At 42.0% G+C, this 16,069-nt stretch carries 15 protein-coding genes; 8 read left to right on the top strand and 7 right to left on the bottom strand.

Annotated elements, in window-relative coordinates:
* Nucleotides 1-84 precede the first annotated feature (84 nt).
* The 7 genes from ACDG22_RS00995 to ACDG22_RS00965 form a co-directional block, all read right to left on the bottom strand.
* Nucleotides 85-2,592 (bottom strand): zinc-dependent metalloprotease, encoded by a 2,508-nt coding sequence (locus ACDG22_RS00995; RefSeq protein WP_270230553.1) that lies wholly within the window; start codon nt 2,590-2,592, stop codon nt 85-87.
* A gap of 2 nt (nt 2,593-2,594) precedes the next feature.
* A complete protein-coding gene (gene nadD / locus ACDG22_RS00990) occupies nt 2,595-3,188 on the bottom strand; it encodes a nicotinate (nicotinamide) nucleotide adenylyltransferase (protein ID WP_007571277.1) in 594 nt (197 codons plus the stop codon).
* A complete protein-coding gene (locus ACDG22_RS00985) occupies nt 3,170-3,352 on the bottom strand; it encodes a hypothetical protein (RefSeq protein WP_007571275.1) in 183 nt (60 codons plus the stop codon). Before ACDG22_RS00985 ends, nadD begins: the two co-directional genes overlap by 19 nt.
* A gap of 11 nt (nt 3,353-3,363) precedes the next feature.
* Complete coding sequence (gmk, locus tag ACDG22_RS00980; RefSeq protein ID WP_007571273.1) at nt 3,364-3,927, bottom strand: guanylate kinase; 564 nt, start codon at nt 3,925-3,927, stop codon at nt 3,364-3,366.
* Between the two features lie 87 nt (nt 3,928-4,014).
* A complete protein-coding gene (locus ACDG22_RS00975) occupies nt 4,015-4,890 on the bottom strand; it encodes a YicC/YloC family endoribonuclease (RefSeq protein ID WP_007571271.1) in 876 nt (291 codons plus the stop codon).
* Nucleotides 4,891-5,235: 345 nt separating this feature from the next.
* The gene (locus ACDG22_RS00970) at nt 5,236-5,715 is read right to left on the bottom strand and encodes a transposase (RefSeq protein WP_227994781.1); all 480 of its coding nucleotides are present in this window, start codon (nt 5,713-5,715) and stop codon (nt 5,236-5,238) included.
* 54 nt (nt 5,716-5,769) lie between these two features.
* Nucleotides 5,770-6,720: a transposase gene (locus ACDG22_RS00965; protein ID WP_007571267.1), complete on the bottom strand. Its 951-nt coding sequence runs from the start codon at nt 6,718-6,720 to the stop codon at nt 5,770-5,772.
* Between the two features lie 239 nt (nt 6,721-6,959).
* On the opposite strand from ACDG22_RS00965, the gene tsaB reads away from it, so the two are divergent.
* From tsaB to ACDG22_RS00925, 8 genes are all read left to right on the top strand, one after another.
* On the top strand, nt 6,960-7,649 hold the full coding sequence (gene tsaB, locus ACDG22_RS00960; RefSeq protein WP_270212277.1) for a tRNA (adenosine(37)-N6)-threonylcarbamoyltransferase complex dimerization subunit type 1 TsaB: 690 nt from the start codon (nt 6,960-6,962) through the stop codon (nt 7,647-7,649).
* 33 nt (nt 7,650-7,682) lie between these two features.
* Nucleotides 7,683-8,282: a DUF4290 domain-containing protein gene (locus ACDG22_RS00955; protein WP_270230511.1), complete on the top strand. Its 600-nt coding sequence runs from the start codon at nt 7,683-7,685 to the stop codon at nt 8,280-8,282.
* An 18-nt stretch (nt 8,283-8,300) separates the two neighbouring features.
* Complete coding sequence (murA, locus tag ACDG22_RS00950; protein WP_177593135.1) at nt 8,301-9,608, top strand: UDP-N-acetylglucosamine 1-carboxyvinyltransferase; 1,308 nt, start codon at nt 8,301-8,303, stop codon at nt 9,606-9,608.
* A gap of 4 nt (nt 9,609-9,612) precedes the next feature.
* The gene (rimM, locus tag ACDG22_RS00945; RefSeq protein WP_022125934.1) at nt 9,613-10,125 is read left to right on the top strand and encodes a ribosome maturation factor RimM; all 513 of its coding nucleotides are present in this window, start codon (nt 9,613-9,615) and stop codon (nt 10,123-10,125) included.
* Nucleotides 10,126-10,135: 10 nt separating this feature from the next.
* Nucleotides 10,136-10,999, top strand: coding sequence for a M23 family metallopeptidase (locus tag ACDG22_RS00940; protein WP_007571257.1), 864 nt, complete (start codon nt 10,136-10,138; stop codon nt 10,997-10,999).
* A gap of 2 nt (nt 11,000-11,001) precedes the next feature.
* Nucleotides 11,002-12,159, top strand: coding sequence for a 1-deoxy-D-xylulose-5-phosphate reductoisomerase (gene dxr / locus ACDG22_RS00935; RefSeq protein WP_177593134.1), 1,158 nt, complete (start codon nt 11,002-11,004; stop codon nt 12,157-12,159).
* A gap of 41 nt (nt 12,160-12,200) precedes the next feature.
* A complete protein-coding gene (gene rseP, locus ACDG22_RS00930) occupies nt 12,201-13,541 on the top strand; it encodes an RIP metalloprotease RseP (RefSeq protein ID WP_007571254.1) in 1,341 nt (446 codons plus the stop codon).
* Between the two features lie 86 nt (nt 13,542-13,627).
* Nucleotides 13,628-16,057: a S9 family peptidase gene (locus ACDG22_RS00925; RefSeq protein ID WP_270668840.1), complete on the top strand. Its 2,430-nt coding sequence runs from the start codon at nt 13,628-13,630 to the stop codon at nt 16,055-16,057.
* Nucleotides 16,058-16,069 lie beyond the last annotated feature (12 nt).

The following is a 16,069-nucleotide window of genomic DNA, read 5'->3' as shown; positions in this document are numbered from 1 at the left end:
ATATTCTCACATTTCACGTATGCGAAGAATATGGTTCTTGTTAGATAGCTACATTGTGTTCAGTATTACACTGTAAGAATGTCTTTACTTGTTGCTCAATGCATTATCAATCAGTGTGATTAAATTTTGATAATGACCTTTGGCTGTGCCGCTTGTCATACTGGCTGCACTGGTGGCCAGACGTTTCAATTCTGTGAGTTGTCCGTGTGCGATGGCCGGAGCTTCTGAGTAGGCCGGACGCTTTCCTGATGCATTCTTATCAGCATTTCCTTTCTTATCCAGCAGATTGATCAGATTTTCTACATATGCTTTCTGCATGTTTCGTTTGTATATATCCGATTGTCCCAGATTGCTCCAGATAACTTTCTTCAGGTCGTTAAACATCTGAGCAGATGTATATGCTTTTTTGCCATTCAGAATTTCGTTTTCACTCATCTTGTCGAGTGTGTTCTTGTTGATGAGTCGTGCCAGGACACCCGACTGAAGTGAACAGATTACGTTCACTGGGAGTATTTTAGCTTTTTCCATCAACTGACGATCAATAAGCCATTCAGGAGTTGTGAACAATTGTTCATTCAGAAAAGCAATAGCCCGTTTCTGGATATTGGCAGGAACAAATTCACGTGCTATTTCATCTGTCTGTTCTACAGTGATAGAATTGCTGTAAATTCCTGCTACGTTTTTAGTTACGTGGCCTAAATAACGGTTGAATTGAGAAACTACTCCGCTATATATTTCTCCAGCTCCCGCATATGATTTGTTAGGTTCGTACGACCATGTTAGAATTTGAGGTACGATTCGCTTCAGATTTTTGATTCCATATAGGCTGGCCAGCATAGAGTCGTCACCGAGGTCTTCACTCTGATTGCGTGGATCATTAGGGTCAGATTCCGTACCGAAGGTGTAACGCACGTCTGTTTTCAGCTTTTCGATAATAGACTGGTTAGAAAATGCAACTTCATCTTCCGGTGTCTGGAATTGTGGCAACCATCGGTAGCCCCATTCTATCGACCATTTGTCGTATATACCGATGCGAGGGAAGATTCCGGCACGTGTAATACCGTCTTCAGGTTGTGCTACATAGTTAAAGCGGGCGTAATCCATGATGGATGGTGTGTGACCATTGGCTTCTACCCATGCTTTGTCACGTAGTTTTTCAACTGGTACGGTGTGTGAAGATCCGAAGTTGTGTCGGAGTCCTAATGTATGTCCTACTTCATGAGAAGATACAAACCGGATAAGTTGTCCCATCAGTTCATCGTCGAGTTGCATTTTGCGTGCTGCTTCATCGATTGTACCTGCCTGAATCATATACCAGTCGCGCAATAGGCTCATGACGTTATGATACCAGTTGATATGAGTTTCCAGAATTTCTCCTGTACGAGGGTCGTTGATGTGCGGACCACTTGCATTAGGGATATCTGAAGGCTTGTAGACGATGGCTGAGTGACGTGCATCTTCCAGGCTCCATGAAGGATCATCAGTAGGAGCTTCCAGTGCATAAATGGCATTCTTGAATCCAGCCTTTTCGAAGGCAACCTGCCAGTCGTTTACTCCTTGTATCAGATACGGAACCCATTTCTTGGGAGTTGCCGGATCGATGTAAATGGTAATTGGCTTTTTAGGTTCTACAAGCTCTCCACGCAGATAGGCTGCTTCGTTCTTAGGCTCCAGACGCCATCGCGTAATAAGTTTCTTGTATTCGATACCTTGTGGGTTGCTGTCGAAATCGGTATAACCAACGGTGAAGTAGCCTACACGCGGATCGAACAGTCTGGCTTTCATCGGTACTTCGGGAAGCAGAACCATTGAACTGTTCAGTTCGTAAGTCAGTGGTATACGCGGACTTCCGGTTTCCGGAAATCCTACATTGCTCATACCTTTTTTACTTTGGTAAGTGACCGTAGTAGAAATCTCAATATTCTTTGGAAATGCTTTCAGAGTATCGATGTAAGTTCCTTCACCTACCATGTTCAATAATCCGATATATTCCTTGCTGTCAGCATCGAAAGAGAATAAAGGATTTTCTTTTTGCAGGAAAACACTTACATTGATTACATAATTTCTGGTAAGTGAATCTTTCTTTATTGTTTCTATTCCGAAGTTGGCTACGATAGGCTGTGTATTTGAATTGCGTACAGACTGGAACATTCCGTCCTTGTTTTCCGAGCGTTCACGATAAGAATATTCACGTACAAGGATGCGCTTGTTGTCTTTGTTCTCGAAACGGATTACTTTGCTTCCCAGAATATCTCCCGGATAACCTACGCGAGATTTCTGGCGAGAAGTAGGAGCCTTGCTGATTCGGTTTACAATCAGGATATCACGATTCAGCATAGAATCTGGTATCTCAAAGAAGTAATTATTGTCAACCTTGTGTACTGTCAGAAAACCGAATGAACTTTTGGCTTTTGGTGTAATGACTTGCGCGTAAGGCTTTAGTCCGTTTATATTTTGCTTGACAGGAGCTGCTTTAACTTCTGTTTGTGCTTTCTTTTTCTTCCTCTCAAAGATTTTAGCTTCTACATGGGTTGTTGCTCCCAGCAGCAGAAGAGTTGCAAGAGAAAGAATGTGAAATTTGTATGATTTCATGTCTATTGCTGGTTATAAAGTTTTTTTTCTGCAATGATGCGATAAACTTCCGGATGCAGGAAATATCGTATATCTCTACCTTCGCTGATTGCTTGCCGGATAAAAGTTGAACTGATCTCCAGCTGGGGAGTATCCACAACTTTTACATGAGGTGGAAGCGGGCCTGTCTGTATCTTGTAGCCTGGACGTGGATATACAATAATACTATGTTTGCGGATAATCTCTTCGGGTGACTTCCATCGGTCGAATGCTGCCCAGTTGTCCGCTCCGATAATAAGTGTAAACTCTCTGTCCGGATAGGCTTCTGCCAGCCGGTTCAGTGTATCAACTGTATAGGAAGGGCGGGGAAGGGTGAATTCAAAGTCGGAAGCACAAAAACGAGGATAGCCGGAAACGGCAGCTTTTACCATTTCCAGCCGTATCTTATCGTCGAGTAACTCCACATTTTGTTTAAATGGATTTTGAGGAGATACCAGAAACCATATTTCATCCAGCCCACCATACTCACACAGATAGTTTGCCAGAGCTAGATGACCGATGTGAATCGGATTGAATGTTCCTCCGAATATTCCTGTCTTTACAGGCATTTTTTCCATTTTAGATAGTTTACGACCTGCCAGCCGGCAACGATAAGCATTGCTGCTGCAATAATATACTCTTTCATGGCAACTGCAACTACGGCTACTGCCAGTGCAACGAGTCCGATGATGATACTGACTATCATCATGCTTCTTAATAGTTTCTTAGGATCTTTGGCCATAAATGGATAAGTTATTTTTTCAAGAAATCACTGATGACTTTCAAGGCATCGGCTTTTGCTGTATCCAAGTCATCGTTTATTATTACTACATCGAATTTGTCGGCGTAACTTAATTCGAATTCAGCTTTGGCTATTCGGCTTTCAATCACTTCGGGAGCATCTGTTCCTCGTCCGTTCAGACGCTTGCGCAACTCTTCTACCGAAGGTGGCTGGATGAATACCGACAGCGCGCGTTCGCCGTAGAATTTCTTGATATTGCATCCACCTACAACATCTACATCGAATATAACATTCTGACCGGCCTCCAGTTGTTTTTCTACCTGTGCTTTCAGTGTGCCGTAGAAACGGTCGGTATATACTTCTTCGTATTCTAAAAACTCGTTGTTGGCTATGCGTTGTTTGAATTCTTCAGGCGTAAGAAAAAAATATTCCACTCCGTTTTGTTCTGTTCCGCGGGGTGGGCGACTGGTAGCTGAAATAGAAAAAGCCAGATTCAGGTTTTGTGTAAGCAGGTAGTTGATGATAGTTGATTTACCTGAACCTGATGGCGCAGAAAAAATAATCAGTTTTCCCATAACTTTGAGTAAAAACACGAAGAGCGAAACAAGAAGAAACCTCTTGATGAGTGATTTCCTCTTCTTTCGCCCTTCAGCTTGTTAATATTACATTACATTTAAAACTTGTTCTTTGATTTGTTCCAGTTCATCTTTCATCTGGACTACGATGTTTTGCATTTCGGCATGATTTGACTTGCTGCCTGTTGTATTGATTTCACGACCCATTTCCTGAGCGATGAATCCCAGCTTCTTACCTTGCCCGTGTCCACCAGCCATTGTTTCGCGGAAATATTTCAAGTGGTTGGCAAGACGTTGCTTTTCTTCGTTGATATCCAGTTTTTCGATATAGTATATCAGTTCCTGTTCCAGACGGTTTTTGTCATAGTCTACACTGATGGTCTTTTCCAAGGCATCGGTGATACGCTCGCGTATTTTTGCCACACGCTCTTTTTCGAAAGGTTCGATTGATTTGAGCAGGCGTTCTATATTGTCTACCTTTTCGGTAAATTTCTTTTCCAGTGCAGCTCCTTCCTGTTTCCGGAAATCAACCAAATGCTGCAATGCTTCTTCTATAGCTTTGCTTGCAACTTCCCATTCTTCGTCTGACAGCTCTTGAATATCTACGCGAGTCAGTACGTCCGGCATGCGGAGCAAAGTTGCAAACCAGTCTTCGGGAACAGGAATGTGACAGTTGTCCGAGATTGTCTTTATCTGATTATAGTAATTCTCTACCAGTGCAGCATTGATGGGAGTAGCCGTTTCGGCCGCATCTTTCTCAATCCATATGCTGAAGTCCACTTTTCCTCGTTCCAACGTTTTGGTAATAAGGTTGCGGATTTCCATTTCTTTTTCACGATACAGTGGGGCAATGCGTGTAGACAAGTCCATTGCCTTACTGTTCAATGATTTTATTTCTACGTTGATTTTTTTATCTCCGAATGTGGCAGTTGCTTTGCCGTATCCGGTCATTGATTGTATCATAATATTCTGTTTTTTTATCGTGCAAAGGTAGGAAAAAGCTGTGAATCCGGAAAGTAGAGAGAAGCTTTTTCTCTGACAGACTGAAGACTTCGCAGAGCTGCGTAAAAAAGATGCTGATATTTTGTCTAAAAACATGCTGATGTTTTTAAAAAATATGCTGATGTTTTGCTGCATACTGAATTTAGCTGTCAGCTTCTGATTTACCCCCTGATTACGTTGGCAGGTTAAATATAAAACTGAAGTTTCCCACCCCCTCATATCAGCTATTTGAGTAATAGCTCCCTTCGGTGGGTGGTCTAAAAACCAAATGTTTTCCGAACGATTTAACGCACGCCTAAAAAATGTTTAGTCCAAATCGGGCATGGCATAATCGTCCGAATCGCACAGAAAATGTGCCCAGACCTTTGTGGAGAAGTCTGCCATTTGCCGTGCGGCTACAGTTGATAGGCATGTCAACAGATCCACTCCTGCTTCACGCGACAAAACTTCCAACAGATGCCTGACTTCTTCCAAAGTTCTGCTCCACAGGGTGAGCACTTGCAGCCGGTCACGCTCCGAGCGGAATAGTGCTCCCAGGGTTTCGTATTCTGAAAAGCGTTTGGCCAAGGAGAGCATCTGATACATCATGAAACACAAGGTGGTTTCTGCAATCTGAGCGTTGTAGCTCCGACTCTGACATTTTCCCAGTCCAAGATAACCGCGGCATTCCTTGAATATGACCTCTATGCCCCAGCGTCTTTCGTAAAGTTCAAAGGCTCTGACGAAGTTCATGGAAGTATCTGTAGTAAGCAACACTTTCCAATGGGTGCTTCGCCCGTATTTGATGATGAAGATGCGTATGGGCTGTTCGCCCGGTTTTGCATGAAGCTGAATGTATTTTCACTTGTACTTTCGGCAATAGCATGAAGTTGTACGTTCATACCTTACAATCTGTTCATGGATGTTTTGGGGACGTTTGGACTTGCTTGTCTGATAACGCAACTTGGGGTTCATCTTGGCCAAACCAATATAGTGCACTGAACCACCGCATAGCTCGCGGACTGCCTGTATGAGCGATTCGCATGTAAACCAACTGTCAGCAAGCACATACTTGAAGTTGATACCATGCCCCACGGCATGACAGAGCATGCGTCTGACCATTTCGAGCCTGCTCTCATCACATTCCGCCTTGCGTGCATAGTCCGGATTTTTTGCGTTCCGCTTTTCCTTGAACTGCTCCTTCCGCTGTTTTAAGGTCAAGCCGTAATCCTTCTTCTTTCCTTTTTCACGATGAAGGGAGAAGTCTATGGGATAGCAGCTTTTCCCGTCAGAGAGAGCCGGTGTCAGGCATTTCATTCCATAAATGAAATTGTGGGTGACATGGTCGAACACCTTGCTGACTCCTTCGATTCGAATGCCGCTCTTCTGAAAGGTTGTATCATCAAGGATGGCACAAGTGTCATGCTCGTCGGTATCCACCTGATGCTCCCGGAGAATGGCATGGAAGCGAAGGGTAATTTTGGTAAGAAGCATTCGCCAGTCGATGCGGGCGTTCAAAAGTGCGCGATACAGCGTGTTCTTTGACACGGCGCAAAGTCCATGAAAATGATTGGAAGTGGCACTTGCAATCGTCTTTCCCCACAGGCGCATGATGAGGAGCGAGATGAAGAGGGAGGCCAAGGTATAGCCTTGAGCCTTCTCGAATTTGAGATTCCGAACGATTTTACCGATTCCCAATGCCTTCATGACGGCTAAAAGTTGCTCTTGGGCTTGTTCTTTAACGGATAAAACCTTGGTAAGTTCGTTCAAATTACCTATTTTTGCATCTATAACAGTATTCTTGTTTTCCATTGTAAATCAGTCGATTGAGCACCTCTAATTTACGAAGAAAATTTGAATTATTGTTACTTCCCACCCTCTTTATTGGGGGTGGGAAACTTTAGTAAATGTTGTAGAACTTGCATAAAATGTGCTGGTGAAAATTTGAGAATAGGGCGTTTTGCTAACAGGTCCTAAAAAACACTGGTTTAATGAGAAGTGAGTGCAAATAAAAGTGTATATTTGCACTCTATATAATAAGGAATTAATTTATGTCGTGCATTTTACATATTGAAACTTCAACGGAGGTATGTTCTGTTTCTGTAAGTCAGGATGGAACTTCTATCTTTTCGAAAGAGGACTTTAAGGGTCCGTCACATGCTGTCGTATTAGGTGTTTTTGTGGATGAGGCTTTATCTTTTATAGACAATCATGCCATACCATTGGATGCTGTAGCCGTAAGTTGTGGTCCGGGTTCGTATACAGGGCTTCGTATTGGTGTGTCTATGGCAAAAGGAATTTGTTACGGACGTAATATTCCGCTGATTGGAATTCCTACTCCGGAAGTAATGGCTGTTCCTGTTCTATTGTTCGAAGATTTGCCGGAAGATGCATTGTTGTGTCCGATGATAGATGCCCGCCGTATGGAAGTATATGCAGCTATATACGATCGTGCTTTGAATGTAAAGCGTGAAATTGGAGCTGATATTATTGATGAAAATTCCTATGCCGGGTTTTTGGCAGAACATCCGGTTTATTTCTTTGGAAACGGAGCTGCCAAGTGTCGTGAAAAAATAACTCATCCTAATGCACATTTTATCGAAAATATTCATCCGCTGGCTAAATGGATGTTCCCTCTTGCCGAAAAAGCAATGGCAAAGGAAGACTTCAAGGATGTGGCTTATTTTGAACCTTTCTATTTGAAAGAGTTTGTCGCTTCTACTCCGAAGAAACTTTTGTAAGAATCTAAAAACGAAGAATTTGCGATAATATATATGGAATATAATACCCAGCAACGAAAATTACCACTTCCTGAGTATGGAAGAAGTGTGCAAAACATGGTAGACCATGCCCTGACAATTGAAAATCGTGAAGAGCGGCAGCGATGTGCCAATACCATTGTTAATATAATGGGAGGTATGTTTCCGCATTTGCGTGATGTAGAAGATTTCAAGCATAAGCTTTGGGATCATCTGGCCATTATGGCTGATTTCAAGTTGGATATTGATTATCCGGTGGATATTGTAAAAAAAGAAAGTCTGGAAGTAAAACCTGAACAGATTCCTTATTCTCAGAATAATATCCGTTATCGTCATTATGGACGCTTTGTTCAGGATATGATTAAAATTGCGATTGATTACGAGGAAGGCGAGGAAAAGAAGCAGCTGTTGAAACTGATTGCTAATCATATGAAAAAAGATTACCAGAATTGGAATAAGGATGGTGTGGAAGATCAGAAAATTCTGGATGACTTGTGTGAACTGTCAGGAGGCAAGATTAAGTTGTCGGCAGAAGATTTTCATTTGACAGAACAGCGTACGTTTACCCCTCGTCGTCGTCAGGTAAACAATAATCAGCAAAAAAGAAAATATTAATCTTAAATAACCGGTACTATGGCATCATTTGTAATAGAAGGCGGACACAAACTGCATGGGGAAATTGCTCCTCAGGGTGCAAAAAATGAAGTGTTGCAGGTGGTTTGTGCCACATTATTGACAGACGAAGAAGTAACAATCAGTAATATTCCGAATATTCTGGATGTGAATAATTTGATTCAGTTGCTTCGTGACATGGGAGTAAAGGTTTCTAAAAAGAGTGTAGATACATATTCGTTTAAGGCGGATGATGTAAATCTTGCTTATTTGGAAAGTGAAGAGTTCCTTACTCGTTGCTCGCGTTTGCGTGGCTCTGTCATGCTGGTAGGTCCTTTGGTTGCTCGTTTTGGACAAGCTATGATTGCCAAGCCGGGAGGAGATAAAATAGGTCGCCGCCGTTTGGATACTCACTTTCTGGGAATTCAGAAACTGGGAGCTTCGTTCAACTACGATGCAGTGAATGGCGTTTTTAAAATAACTGCCAGCCACTTGAAAGGAACGTATATGTTGCTTGATGAGGCTTCTGTAACAGGTACGGCAAATATTATTATGGCGGCTGTACTGGCTGAAGGAAAAACTACGATTTATAATGCTGCATGCGAACCTTATTTGCAGCAGTTATGTAAGATGCTGAATAGCATGGGAGCCAAGATTACAGGTATTGCTTCCAATTTGCTGACTATCGAAGGTGTGAAAAGTCTCAAAGGATGTACGCACCATGTATTGCCAGATATGATTGAAGTGGGAAGCTTTATCGGAATGGCAGCCATGACATCCAGTGAGGTCACTATCAAAAATGTATCTTACGAAAATCTGGGAATCATTCCTGATAGCTTCCGCCGCTTGGGTATCCGTCTGGAACAGCGAGGTGATGATATATTTGTACCTCAACAGGATCATTATGAGATTGAATCCTTTATCGACGGATCGATTATGACAATAGCTGATGCTCCCTGGCCGGGACTGACTCCCGACTTGTTGAGTGTGATGCTCGTGGTAGCTACTCAGGCTAAAGGAAGCGTATTGATTCATCAGAAAATGTTTGAAAGCCGTCTGTTCTTTGTCGATAAGTTGATTGACATGGGTGCACAGATCATTCTTTGTGATCCTCATCGTGCAGTTGTCATCGGACATGATCATAACTTCCGTTTAAGAGGAGGCAATATGACTTCGCCTGACATACGTGCAGGAATCGCATTGTTAATAGCTGCGCTGAGTGCAGAAGGCATCAGCCGTATTCATAATATAGAGCAGATAGACAGAGGCTATCAAAATATAGAACAGCGTTTGACAGCTTTAGGTGCTCGTATTACCCGAATAGAGTAAGTTTATGATTAAGAAAGAAGAAGTATATAAAATCGGGGTGATAAACAAACCTCACGGTATTAAAGGAGAAGTTTCTTTTACATTCAACGATGATATTTTCGATCGTGTAGAGTGCGATTATCTGGTATTGTTGCTGGATGGCATCTTGGTTCCGTTTTTTATAGAAGAATATCGTTTCCGTTCGGATGATGTAGCTTTGGTAAAATTTGAAGGAATTGAAACTGCCGAACGCGCACGGATGCTGACTAATGTGGAGGTTTATTTCCCTAAAAAATACATGGATGAGCAAGATGAAATTACTTCTTGGAATTTCTTTACGGGATTCCAGGTTGAGGATATTCATCATGGCTGTTTGGGGGAAATTGTTGCCGTTGATGACTCTACGATGAATGTTTTGTTTGTCATAGAAAAAGACGGTGACGAACTTTTGCTTCCTGCCCACGAGGAATTTATTATCGATTTGGATAGAGAGAACAGAGTTCTGAAAGTAGATATACCGGACGGATTGTTGGAATAAACATAAGATAATGAGAAAGACAAGAAAAGGTCGTAAAGCTTTTTGGCATAATATTAAGTTTAAATATAAACTGACTATTATCAATGAAAATACCTTGGAAGAGGTAGTGGGCATTCATGTGTCTAAGTTGAACGGCTTGTCTGTGCTGTTGTCAGTATGTACAGTAATTTTTCTGATAGCAGCTGCCATTATTGCTTTTACTCCGCTGCGAAACTATCTTCCCGGATATATGAACAGTGAAGTCCGTTCTCAGATCGTTGCCAATGCCTTACGGGCAGATTCACTACAGGCTGCTCTTGAACGCCAGAGCCGTTATGTGATGAATATTCAGGATATCTTGAGTGGACAAGTTAAGGCAGATACGGTTCAGTCTATTGATTCGCTGACCGATCTTCGTGCTGAAAAACTGATGGAGCGCTCTAAAGAAGAAGAGGAGTTCCGTAAGCAGTATGAAGAAAAAGAAAGATATAATCTGACAGCTGTAACTGATGTGCGCGATGCTGCGGGATTGATATTTTACCGCCCGTTGCGTGGTGTGATGTCTGCGGGATTTAGTCCGGAGAAGCGTCATTTCGGGATTGATTTGACAGCAAGTCCTAATGAAAGTATTCTTGCTACCCTCGATGGTACTGTTATCATGTCTGCTTATACGGCAGAGTGGGGGTATGTAATACAGATACAGCATCCGCAGAATTTTATTTCTGTATATAAACATTGTGGTTCACTGATGAAACACGAGGGTGAAAAAGTCAAAGGTGGAGAGGTGATTGCTTTAATAGGACAGTCGGAAACAGAAGATAATCAGCCTCATCTGCATTTTGAATTATGGCATAAGGGAAATCCTATTAATCCAGAAAAGTACGTGGTATTTTAATTATGAAGAAACAAATAGCAATATTAGGTTCTACTGGTTCTATCGGGACGCAGGCTTTACAAGTGATAGAGGAACATCCCGATTTATATGAAGCTTATGTGTTGACTGCTAATAATAAAGTCGATTTGCTTATCGAACAGGCACGGAAGTTTCGTCCTGAAGCTGTTGTTATTGCTAACGAAGACAAATATTTGCAGCTGAAGGAAGCATTGTCTGATTTGCCTATAAAAGTCTATGCCGGAGCAGATGCTATTTGCCAGGTTGTAGAGTCACAGCCGATAGATATTGTGTTGACGGCTATGATTGGATATGCCGGATTGCGTCCGACGATGAGCGCGATTCGTGCCGGAAAGATTATCGCACTTGCAAATAAGGAAACAATGGTTGTTGCTGGTGAGCTGATCAATGCTTTGGCAAACGAGTATCATACTCCTATATTACCTGTCGATTCAGAGCATTCGGCGATATTCCAATGTCTGGAAATGAATAATCCGTTGGAAAAGATTATTCTCACCGCTTCAGGAGGTCCGTTCCGTACGTTTACGATGGAGCAGTTGCAGACGGTCACAAAGGAACAGGCATTAAAGCATCCCAACTGGAGCATGGGAGCGAAAATCACAATCGACTCTGCTTCGATGATGAATAAGGGGTTTGAAGTAATAGAGGCAAAATGGTTGTTTGGTGTACGCCCAGAACAGATAGAAGTCGTTGTTCATCCTCAATCTGTGATACATTCGATGGTTGAGTTTGAAGATGGTGCAGTGAAAGCTCAATTGGGAGTTCCTGATATGCGCCTGCCTATACAATATGCATTTTCATATCCTCAGCGCATACGTTCGTCTTTCGACCGTTTGGACTTTATGAAATGTAACAGCTTGACTTTTGAGGCTCCGGATACCAAACGCTTCCGCAATTTAGCTTTAGCTTATGAAGCTTTGCATCAGGGTGGTAATATGCCTTGCATTGTCAATGCTGCAAATGAAGTTGTTGTTGCATCGTTCTTGAAAGACCAAATATCATTCTTAGGTATGAGTGATGTAATAGAAAAAACGATGCAGCGTGTTCCTTTCATTGCTGCACCTACTTACGAAGATTATGTTTCGACTGATGCAGAAACACGTCGTATTGCAGCTGAGATGGTAATAAATGGAATGAAGTAACAGAATATATTAACATTACAAAATAGAAAAGTAGACTTTAGATGGAAACATTTTTGATTCGTGCCCTTCAGCTTATTCTCAGCTTGTCGTTGCTGGTGATTATACATGAAGGAGGACACTTTTTCTTTGCGCGTCTTTTTAAAATACGAGTAGAGAAGTTTTATATCTTTTTTGATCCTTGGTTTTCACTGTTTAAGTTTAAGCCAAAGAACAGTGATACGGAATATGGAGTAGGATGGTTGCCGCTAGGGGGATATTGTAAGATCTCGGGTATGATTGATGAATCAATGGATACCGAGCAAATGAAACAGCCTGCTCAGCCTTGGGAGTTCCGCTCCAAACCGGCATGGCAGCGATTGCTGGTGATGGTGGGAGGTGTATTGATGAACTTCCTGCTGGCCTTGTTTATCTATTCGATGATTCTTTATACATGGGGAGATTCTTACATCGCCTTGAAAGACATGACCTATGGTATGAAGTTCAATGAAACAGCTCAGCAGATTGGATTCCGTGATGGAGATATTCTGAAGAGTGCAGACGATAAGGAACTGGTTCGCTTTGATATGGATATGCTTCGTGACATTGTAGAAGCTCGTGAGGTTACAGTACTTCGCAATGGTGAAGAGAAAAAAATTCTGATGCCTGAGTTGAGCTTGCTTGATGTTGCAAAAGAAGATCCGATGTTTGTGGCAACTTTCCGTCCGAATATAGTCGACTCTGTATTGGCTGGTGGAAGATTTGCTAAAGCGGGCATTCAGAAAGGTGATTCACTGCTTGCTTTTAATGGTACTCCATTGAATTCTTGGAATGAATTTATGGATGAAATGGGCAAGCTTCGTTCTAAGGCTGAATTAGAAAAGAAGACCTCTGCATCCTTCTCACTAGTCTATTCGCGTCAAGGTGTGAGAGATACGGTAACCGTTCAGACCAATGAACAGTTTATGGTAGATGCAGTAGGTGGACTGGTAAGCTATAAGGAAACCAATTTAAGTTACGGATTCTTCGAGTCATTCCCTGCCGGAGTAACTTTAGGAATAAACACCTTGAAAGGCTATGTAAACGATATGAAGTATGTCTTTACTAAAGAAGGTGCCAAGAGTGTAGGAGGATTCGGAACCATTGGAAGTATCTTCCCTAAGGTTTGGGATTGGCAGCGTTTTTGGGAAATGACAGCTTTCCTTTCTATTATTTTGGCGTTTATGAATATCCTGCCGATTCCGGCACTCGATGGCGGTCATGTATTGTTCTTGCTATACGAAATTATCGCTCGTCGTAAGCCAAGCGACAAATTTCTGGAGTATGCTCAGATGGTGGGAATGTTCTTGCTCTTTGCTTTACTGATTTGGGCAAACTTCAATGATGTACTGAGATTTTTATTCTGATTTATAAATAGGTAAAGGCACTGTTTATTCCGCTTTTTATCAAGAAAAACGGATATAATCAGTGCCTGAATTGTATATTGAAAGTTATGAGGAAATCAATTTTTAGTGTTTTGTTTTGGGGCGGTATGTGCCTATGTGCTACGGCGTTGTCCGCACAGGAAAGATTGCCTGAATATTTGCAGGCAGAGAAGTTTACCCAAAGTAAACTGAATACAATGCTTTTCTCGACTACGGTTGATCCGCATTGGTTTCAGCAGGGAAATAGTTTTTGGTTCGAATATAAAACCAGTGAAGGTACATTCTGGTTTGTTGTAGACCCGAATTCAAGAACAAAAAAGCAATTGTTCGATCGTGACGAACTAGCTTCTCAGTTGACAGAAATTGTACACGATCCGTTCGAGGCTCGTCATTTGCCGATTCGTAATCTGAAAGCGAAAGAAGACGGACGGACATTTACTTTCGAGGTTAAGTCTTCTCAAGAGGTAAAGCCAGCAAAAGGCGAAAAGAAGAAACTGGAGAAAAAAGTCTTTTATTTTTCGTATGACTATCCGACACGTAAACTCACTCAGCTGACAGAAGAGGCAAAAGAACCGAAAAAGCTTTCGTGGGCTTCTGTTTCTCCCGATGGAAAGACTGTTGTCTATGCTAAAGACTGCAATTTATTCCGTATGAGCATGGAAGATTACCGGAAGGCGCAGAAAGATGAAAAAGACAGCACAATTGTAGAAATTCAGTTGACAAAAGATGGAACAGAACATTTTGGCTACGGCATTCCGTACAGTATATTGAATACGGATACACTTTGTAACGGTAAACCTCGAGGTGTATGGGGATATTGGTCGCCCGATTCAAAGCATTTTGTAACTATTGTATCTGATGACCGTAAAGTCAAAGATCTTTGGGTTATCAATTCTGTTGCTCAGCCTCGTCCTACACTCGAAACTTATCGCTATCAGATGCCTGGAGAGATGGAAGCTCCCGAAGAGCATTTGTATGTATTTGATATGGTGAACAATACTCGTCAGGAAATAAAGGTGTCAGCCTGGAAAAACCAGAGCTTAGGCTTGGAAGCACGTCCGTATGAGCAAAAGCAGCGTGATGCAGAGTTTATTTCTCCTGTATGGCAGGGAGATAATACTCGTTTCTTCCTGACGCGGAGTAGCCGTGACTTGCATCGTATTGATGTCTGTACGTATACCATCGGACAGGATTCTATTGTTCCAGTTGTAAAGGAACGTATGAATACTTATCAGGAAACTCGTCCGATTTATGTATTGAATGGTGGAAAGGAGTTTGTACAGTGGAGTGAACGCGACGGATGGGCTCATCTTTATTTATATGATGATCGGGGCAATTTGAAAAATCGTATAACGAAAGGTCCCTGGCATGTAGAGCGCGTTGTGAAGATAGATGAGGCTACCCGTACTATTTATTTTGTTGCTAACGGACGTGAAAACGGAGAAAATCCATATTACGAACATTTATATAAGGTGAATGCTGATGGAAGTAGCTTGAAACAACTGACCAAAGGTGATTTCTTCCATCAGGTAGAGGTTGATGATGATGCTCGCTTCATTGTTGATAATTATTCACGGGTCAATACTGTTCCATGCGCTGATTTGATAGACCGGAATGGAAATAAGGTAATGACAATTCAGGAAAGCGATTTCTCTCAATTGAAGGCAGCTGGTTATCAGTTCCCGGAACTCTTTACAGTGAAGGCTGCCGATGGTGTGACCGACTTGTATGGAGTAATGTATAAACCTTATGATTTTGATTCGACGAAAGTATATCCTATTATCGATTATGTTTATCCGGGACCTCAGGTAGAAGCTGTTTATTATCCGTTTACTCGTATGAGTGTACGTACTGACCGTCTGGCACAGGCTGGGTTTATTGTCATTTCCGTAGGACAGAGAGGTGGACATCCCAGTCGTTCGAAATGGTATCATAACTATGGATATGGAAATATGCGTGACTATCCACTAGCTGATCATAAGGCTGCTGTGGAACAACTTGCGGCACGCTATAAGTTTATTGACATTGACCGAGTAGGTATTCATGGACATTCAGGAGGAGGCTTCATGTCGACAGCGGCTATTTGTCAGTATCCCGACTTTTATAAGGCTGCTGTTTCGTGTGCGGGAAACCATGATAACCGTATTTATAACCGTTGGTGGAGTGAAACGCATCATGGGGTGAAAGAGGAAATTTCAGAAAAGGGTGATACTACATTTGCATATAAGATTGCTACTAATCCGGAAATCGTGAAGCAATTGAAGGGACATCTTATGTTGGTACACGGAGATATTGATAATAATGTTCATCCGGCAAATACGATTCGTGTCGTTGATGCTTTGATTCGTGCTAACAAACGTTTTGATATGCTCTTGCTTCCCGGACAGCGTCACGGATTTGGAGATATGAATGAATATTTTTATTGGCGTTTGGTAGACTTTTTCTCAGAACATTTAAAAGGAAAAAGTGAAACCTCAGTTGATATTCCGCAACGGTAGACTGAATATAAA

The sequence above is a fragment of the Phocaeicola coprocola genome, assembly GCF_041333015.1.
Taxonomy (GTDB): Bacteria; Bacteroidota; Bacteroidia; order Bacteroidales; family Bacteroidaceae; genus Phocaeicola; species Phocaeicola coprocola.
This window is presented reverse-complemented; position numbering and strand designations above follow the sequence as displayed.

Coding starts and splice junctions, on each gene's coding strand:
- rseP (WP_007571254.1), top strand. CDS start 12,201: ATGGAAACATTTTTGATTCGTGCCCTTCAGCTTATTCTCAGCTTGTCG.
- ACDG22_RS00965 (WP_007571267.1), bottom strand. CDS start 6,720: ATGGAAAACAAGAATACTGTTATAGATGCAAAAATAGGTAATTTGAAC.
- tsaB (WP_270212277.1), top strand. CDS start 6,960: ATGTCGTGCATTTTACATATTGAAACTTCAACGGAGGTATGTTCTGTT.
- ACDG22_RS00985 (WP_007571275.1), bottom strand. CDS start 3,352: ATGGCCAAAGATCCTAAGAAACTATTAAGAAGCATGATGATAGTCAGT.
- nadD (WP_007571277.1), bottom strand. CDS start 3,188: ATGGAAAAAATGCCTGTAAAGACAGGAATATTCGGAGGAACATTCAAT.
- ACDG22_RS00995 (WP_270230553.1), bottom strand. CDS start 2,592: ATGAAATCATACAAATTTCACATTCTTTCTCTTGCAACTCTTCTGCTG.
- murA (WP_177593135.1), top strand. CDS start 8,301: ATGGCATCATTTGTAATAGAAGGCGGACACAAACTGCATGGGGAAATT.
- ACDG22_RS00955 (WP_270230511.1), top strand. CDS start 7,683: ATGGAATATAATACCCAGCAACGAAAATTACCACTTCCTGAGTATGGA.
- ACDG22_RS00975 (WP_007571271.1), bottom strand. CDS start 4,890: ATGATACAATCAATGACCGGATACGGCAAAGCAACTGCCACATTCGGA.
- gmk (WP_007571273.1), bottom strand. CDS start 3,927: ATGGGAAAACTGATTATTTTTTCTGCGCCATCAGGTTCAGGTAAATCA.
- rimM (WP_022125934.1), top strand. CDS start 9,613: ATGATTAAGAAAGAAGAAGTATATAAAATCGGGGTGATAAACAAACCT.
- ACDG22_RS00940 (WP_007571257.1), top strand. CDS start 10,136: ATGAGAAAGACAAGAAAAGGTCGTAAAGCTTTTTGGCATAATATTAAG.
- dxr (WP_177593134.1), top strand. CDS start 11,002: ATGAAGAAACAAATAGCAATATTAGGTTCTACTGGTTCTATCGGGACG.
- ACDG22_RS00925 (WP_270668840.1), top strand. CDS start 13,628: ATGAGGAAATCAATTTTTAGTGTTTTGTTTTGGGGCGGTATGTGCCTA.